The organism is Pseudomonas sp. CAN1, from assembly GCF_030462585.1.
In the GTDB taxonomy this organism is placed as follows: Bacteria; Pseudomonadota; Gammaproteobacteria; order Pseudomonadales; family Pseudomonadaceae; genus Pseudomonas.
In genome coordinates, this window is record NZ_JASMRU010000071.1 from 1 (window position 1) to 6,312 (window position 6,312).

Consider the following 6,312-nt stretch of genomic DNA (forward strand, 5'->3'; position numbering starts at 1 on the left):
GATTCGTGTGCGCTTGCCCTCTCCCTAACCCTGGCTGCGCGCCCCGCTCCGAAGGGAGAGGGGACCGTTCGGTGCAGGTTGAAGTCGTAGCGTCAGCTGGCACGAACACCGGGCCCACCGGCTGCCGGCTGGCGTACAGGCGCTTGTGCTCGTGCTGGCTGGAGAAGGTCTCGCCATACACGCGCTTGGCCTCCTCGGCGTACCACTCGGCGAAACCGGCGGCGTACATCACCTCGCCGAGGGCTTCCTTGATCGGCTTGCCCATCTCCTGGCTGATCGCCGAAGCCACTTCATCCGCGCCGCGGACGATACGGTCAAACCACTTGCGCAGCAGTTGGCTGCGGTGGAAGGCGGTTGTCTGCTTCCAGCTGTCGAAGGCGCTGACGGCAGCCTCCAACAGGCGCTCGGCGTCTGCCGCGCCGCAGTCGGGAACGCGGGCGAACACCGCCTGGGAAGCGGGGTTGATCACTTCGTAGAAGCCACCTGCGGCGGGGCCACCGGCCAGCGACGGCAGCTCCCAGTCGGCGCCGGGGGCAACAGTTATCGAATCATTCACGAATCATCACTCCAGCGAAGAATGTGGGCCTGCGTCATGCGTTCGCCGCCACCAGCGCACGCTCGAACATGCGCAGTGCCTCGGCGACGTCCTGTTCAGAGATCACCAACGGGCAGAGGAAGCGCACCACGTTGCGGTACACGCCGCACTTGATCACCAGCAGCCCTTCTTCCCGCGCGGCATCGATGATGCGTTGCGCCAGGGCGGCATCCGGGGCCTTGCTGTCGCGGTCGGCGACGAACTCCACCGCCGCCATGGCGCCGATGGTGCGTACCTGACCGATGCTCTGGAAGCGCGGTTCCAGCGCGCGGAAGCCTTCGAGCAGTTGCGCGCCGATGGCCTGGCTGCGCTCCAGCAGGTTTTCGCTCTCGAAGATCTTGATCACCTCCAGCGCCGCGGCGCAGCCCAGCGGGTTGCCGCCGTAGGTGCCACCCAGGCCGCCGGGTTTCGGTGCGTCCATGATCGCCGCGCGGCCGACCACGCCGGAAATCGGCAGGCCGCCGGCCAGGCTCTTGGCTACGGTGACCAGGTCCGGCTGGATACCCGAATGCTGGAAGCCGAACAGCTTGCCGGTGCGCCCGAAGCCGGTCTGGATTTCATCGCAGATCAGCACGATGCCCAGCTCCTCGGTCTTCTTGCGCAGTGCGCGCATGAACTCCACGGGCGCAGCGACGAAACCACCGTCGCCCTGCACCGGCTCGATGATGATGGCGGCCACGCGGTCGGCGGCGATCTGCGTGTCGAAGACTTCCTGCAGGGCCTCCAGGGCCTTTTCGCTGCTCACCCCGCGGTACTCGTTCGGGTACGGCACGTGGTAGACGTCCGGCGCCAGCGGGCCGAAGTTCTGCCGGTAGGGCTGGCTCATGCCGGTAAGGCTCATGCCCATCAGCGTGCGGCCGTGGAAGCCCCCACGGAAGGCGATCACGCCGGGGCGATTGGTGTGGCCACGGGCGATCTTGATGGCGTTCTCCACCGCTTCGGCGCCGGTGGTGAGGAATACCGACTTGTAGTGCTCTTCACCGCCGACCAGCTGGTTCAGCTTGGCCGCCAGCTCGACGTACTGGTCATAGGCCGCCACCTGGAAACAGATGTGCGAGAACAGCTCCAGCTGCTTGCGCACCGCCTCGACGACGCGCGGGTGGTTGTGGCCGACGTTGAGCACGCCGATGCCGCCGACGAAGTCCAGGTACTTCTTGCCCTGGTCGTCCCAGACATAAGCCCCGGCGGCGCGGTTGAGGGTGACCGGGTGCGCGACCGCCACACCAGTGGAGACGTGCTGGTTGCGGGCGGCGACAGACGAATACGGATTGGAGGACATGGGCTTCACCTTTGCGGACAGTGGGGAAAGCCTATCCACCGCTCCCGGCGCCAGATACCTGCGCCAGGAAGGAGAATCCACGGAAAACTTAGGGCGGAAAGTAGGAAGGTCCGGCGCCAGGAAATCCCGCGCCGGACCGGGGAATGATCAGGCGCCGCTAGCCGTGTTCATGGATCAGCCGGTACATCTGCGCGGCGACCTGCAGCCGGAAGCGATCATCCGGGCTCTCCAGCGAGATACCGAGGATCGTCTCCATCCGCGACACGCGGTAGCGCAGCGTGCTGATGTGGATGTCCAGCGCCTTGGCGGTATTGAGCAATTGGAAGCCCTCGCTCGCCAGGCACAGCGCGGTATCCACCAGCGAGTTGCCACGTTTGGGGTTCTCCAGCGGCGCGATCAGCCGTTCCAGCAGCATGCGCCGGGCATCCTCATCGCCCATCAGCGCCCGTGGGAACAGCACCTCGTCGAAGTTGTGCAGCTTGCCCGGGCGCAGCAACGGCATCAGCGCCGCCACGTCTTCGGCGCCCAGCGCCATGCCGGAAGCGCCGCGATGCACGCGGCTTACCGCCAGCGCCCCGCCCTCCTCCTTTATCGCCTTCCAGACACCATCCGCCGAGACCTCGGCGGGCAGCAGGAAGCTGATCTGGTTCAGCGACACGGAAATCAGCGGCGCCACTTCCAGCCCCTGCATCACCTGGGCGATGCGCTCGGCACTGCGAGCCCGGCGGTTGAAGCCGTCCAGCGCCAGCGGGATCGGCTCGTCGAGCAGCAGCAGGCACACCCGGTAGTCGCGGTTCTCGCTCCAGCCGGAGGCCTTGGCCCGCTCGATGGCGCTGGGCGTTGCCGAGAACTTGCCCTCCAGCAGGCCGGCGACGAAGGCGTAGCCCAGGCGGGTTTCCTGGTTGGACAGCTCGCGCTGGTGGGTCAGGTGCAGGGCCGCGATCACCGCCGCATGCTCCAGCGCGCGGGAATCCAGCTCCTCGAACTCGCCGCCGGCACTCTCCAGCCAGACGATGCCGATGACCTCGTCATGGGCGCGGATCGGGCAGCCCAGGCGCGCAGTGGCCAGCCCGTGGGCGGCATCGAACAGCGTCGGGGCGTTGCCGTGGAAGGCGTTGAACAGCGACTGGCGCTGGGTGATCCGGCCGATCAGCGCGCGCTCCTCGGCCTCGGCACAATCCGGTCGCGACGTGCCCAGCAAGGTGCCGTCGGCGGAGACGATCGTGGCCGGCTTCTCCAGCGCCTGGTTCAGGGCGATGGCCACCCCTTCCAGGTTGCTCGCATCGATAGCGGCTGCGGTCAGCGTGCGGTGGATCAGGTCGGAGCGGCGGATGATTTCCGCCTGCACGTTGATGATCCGCGCCAGCACATCGTGAGTGATCTCGCTGAACTGAATTTCCCAGGGTAACTCCAGCAGCGGCAGGTCGCAGCGGTTGGCCTCGTCGATGGCCGCCTGGGTGAAGTGCTCGCGGAAATACGGCACCGCCAACACCACGCCGGCCAGGCCGATGCGGCTCAGGTTGCGCACCATCTCGCGGCTGGCCTGGTCGTCCTCCGGCCAGTTGTAGCCGGTGGTCAGCAGCAGTTCGCCGGGTTTCAGCCAGTTGGTGATCTCGGGGTGGTCGACGATGTGCACCCAGGTGATCTCGCGATCCATCGCGCCGCGCCCGGCGACGACAGTTGCCTGGCGCAGAACCGTATTCTCGATGGCGGTGTCGAGCTTCATGGGGCCCCTTCAGAATGCGGAAAGCCCGCCGGCCAGTCGCGACAAAACCCTCGTGGCGAGGGTTCTGGCGGAACAGCGGCGGGTCGAATCAAAAGCCTCAGCCATGGGCCTGCGCCCATGGCTGATCGGTTGCATCGCTTAACCGGGCTTAACGGCTGGCCCAGGACATGAAGCGCTGCTCCAGCGCCTCGCCGTTCTCGGTCCAGAAGTCCACGTCCATCTGCAGCGCGTTCTTCATGTTCTCCGGCGCGGTCGGCAGCGCGTTGGCCAGCTTCTTGTCGAGCAAGGCGGCTGCGGCGGTGTTGGACGGGCCGTAGGCCATCTTCTCGGTGTAGAGCTTCTGCTGCTCCGGGCGCATGGCGAAGGAGATGAACTTGTAGGCGGCGTCCAGGTTCGGCGTGCCCTTGAGGATGGCCCAGTCATCGAACTGGTAGAGGTTGCCGTCCCAGACGATCTTCAGGTTGGCGCCACTTTCCTGCGCGGCGTGGATGCGGCCGTTGTACGACGAGCTCATCACCACGTCACCGGACATCAGGTACTGCGGCGGCTGCGCGCCGGCTTCCCACCACTGGATGCTCGGCTTGATCTCGTCGAGTTTCTTGAACGCACGGTCGACGCCGGCCGGCGTGGACAGCACCTTGTACACCTCGCCGGGGGCAACGCCATCGGCCATCAGCGCGAACTCCAGGGCGCCACGGGCGGACTTGCGCAGGCTGCGCTTGCCGGGGAATTTCTTCAGGTCCCAGAAGTCCTTCCAGCCGGTGGGCGCGACTTTCAGCTTGTCGGCGTTGTAGGCCAGCACGTTGGACCAGACGAAGATGCCCACACCGCACTCGGACTTGGCGCCTTCCACCAGCGGCTCCTTGATGCCCAGGCGCTCGTAGTCGAGCTTCTCGAACAGGCCGTCCTCGCAACCGCGGACGATGTCGGTGTCCTCGATGTCCAGCACATCCCAGGAGACGCTCTTGGTATCGACCATGGCCTTGACCTTGGCCATCTCGCCGTTCCACTCGCCGGCGATCAGCTTGGTGCCGGTTTCCTTCTCGAACGGCTTGTAGAAGGCCCCCACCTGGGCCTCCTTGCTGGCGCCGCCGTAGGAAATGACGGTCACGCTGTCAGCCGCCATCGCCTGGCTGGCCATGGCCAACCCGCTCAAGGCCACTAGGGCCAGTGCTTTTGCCTTCATTGCTGCGCTCCTGTAAAGCTGCAAGTCATTGTTGGAATTAGAAAAGGCAGAATTGGGGAACAGGCGGATCGGCTTTCTTGTGGGGTATTTCCGCAGTGCCAGGGGCAATGGGGCCAGGTGCAAACCGGCGATTTCGTCAGCGTGACCGGCCAGGCGGGATCCGACTGTCCCGAATGATCCTAGGAGAGTCGTGCGCTGGCCGCTATCTACTTCAAGTATCAGGTTGGTGTCTGGAATTGGTAGTCGAAGTGGGAAGTGGCTTTTGGCCAGGGTACCGCAGGCGACAGCCGCCCGTCCTGGGCCGCTGCCAGAACGGGCCGGCCAGGACGGGCAAGCCACAATCGGGGGTTATGGCCGCCTGGCGCTGACTCCCAGCTCCCGGGCGACCCGTTGCAGGGTCTCCAGGGATACCGGCTTGCTGACGTGCTCGTTGTAGCCGGCCTGGCTGGCCAGCTCCGCATCCGCCGCCGCGCCGTAGCCAGTCAGGGCCACCGCCGGGGTTGCGGCGTGCTGCGGTAGCTGGCGAACTCGGCGCATCAGCTCGTAGCCGTCCATGCCGGGCATGCCGATGTCCGAGAGGATCAGGTCGAAGCTCGCCCCCTCCAGGCAGGCCAGGGCCGCCGCGCCGTCCTCGGCGGTGGTGACCTGGGCGCCTTCCATTTCCAGCAGTTGCTGCATGATCAGGCGAATGTCCGGGGAATCGTCCACCAGCAGCAGCCGGGCGCCGCTGAAGGGCCCGCCGTCCTCCTGTTCGGTGTCCACCGGCAGGTCGAACTGCAGGTACAGCGGCAGCCACACGCTGAACAGTGCGCCCTGCCCGCGCCCGGCCGAGGAAGCCTCGATGCGGCCGTGCTGGGCTTCCACCAGCTCGCGTACCAGTGCCAGGCCGATGCCCAGGCCCGGCTTGTGGGTGTGCTGGCGGTCATCGCCCTGGCCGAACAGCTCGAAGATGCGCGGCAGCTCCTCCACGGGAATGCCCTGGCCGTCATCCCGCACCTGGATGCGCAGCATGCCGTCGACCTGGTCAAGGCTGACCTGGATGTTGCCGCTGGCCGGGGTGAACTTCACCGCGTTGCTCAGCAGGTTCCAGACGATCTGCTCGACGCGTACCGGATCGGCTTCCGCCACCAGCGGGTCGCTGCCGCGCGCCGGAAGCTGCAGGTCGATGACCAGGTCCTTGTCACGGGCGTCGGAGGCCAGCGCGCCAACCACTTCCTCGATGACGTTCTGCAGGATCACCGGCGCCAGGTTGAGCTTGAGCTTGCCGGTGTTGACCCGCGACAGGTCGAGCAGGTCATCGATGATCCGCGCCTGGCTGCGCACCGAACTCTGGATGCCCTCGATGGCGCGGGAAGCCACGGCGTGGGAGCGCACGGCGGACAGGCGCGCGATCAGCTCGGCATTGAGCTGGATGATATTCAGCGGGTGCTTGAGCTCGTGGGACATCATCGCGAAGAACTCGTCGCGCAGGCGGATCTTCGCCTGGTTCTGCTGGAAACGGCTTTCCTGCTCGGTTTCCGCGCGCT

At 66.2% G+C, this 6,312-nt stretch carries 5 protein-coding genes; all 5 read right to left on the reverse strand.

Annotation, left to right across the window (positions count from 1 at the left end; all coding sequences use genetic code 11):
• The coding region (locus QO207_RS30905) for an aldehyde dehydrogenase family protein (protein WP_301536059.1) at nt 1–556 on the reverse strand (556 nt) is incomplete at its 3' end.
• Nucleotides 557–590: 34 nt separating this feature from the next.
• Nucleotides 591–1,874 (reverse strand): 4-aminobutyrate--2-oxoglutarate transaminase, encoded by a 1,284-nt coding sequence (gene gabT / locus QO207_RS30910; RefSeq protein ID WP_301536060.1) that lies wholly within the window; start codon nt 1,872–1,874, stop codon nt 591–593.
• Between the two features lie 157 nt (nt 1,875–2,031).
• Nucleotides 2,032–3,600: a PucR family transcriptional regulator gene (locus QO207_RS30915; RefSeq protein WP_301536061.1), complete on the reverse strand. Its 1,569-nt coding sequence runs from the start codon at nt 3,598–3,600 to the stop codon at nt 2,032–2,034.
• Between the two features lie 148 nt (nt 3,601–3,748).
• Nucleotides 3,749–4,786, reverse strand: coding sequence for a polyamine ABC transporter substrate-binding protein (locus QO207_RS30920; RefSeq protein ID WP_301536062.1), 1,038 nt, complete (start codon nt 4,784–4,786; stop codon nt 3,749–3,751).
• A gap of 348 nt (nt 4,787–5,134) precedes the next feature.
• The coding region (locus tag QO207_RS30925) for an ATP-binding protein (RefSeq protein ID WP_301536063.1) at nt 5,135–6,312 on the reverse strand (1,178 nt) is incomplete at its 5' end.

What these genes read in the sequence shown, in the direction of transcription:
- QO207_RS30915 (WP_301536061.1), bottom strand. Translation starts at nt 3,600, where the DNA reads ATGAAGCTCGACACCGCCATCGAGAATACGGTTCTGCGCCAGGCAACT.
- gabT (WP_301536060.1), bottom strand. Translation starts at nt 1,874, where the DNA reads ATGTCCTCCAATCCGTATTCGTCTGTCGCCGCCCGCAACCAGCACGTC.
- QO207_RS30920 (WP_301536062.1), bottom strand. Translation starts at nt 4,786, where the DNA reads ATGAAGGCAAAAGCACTGGCCCTAGTGGCCTTGAGCGGGTTGGCCATG.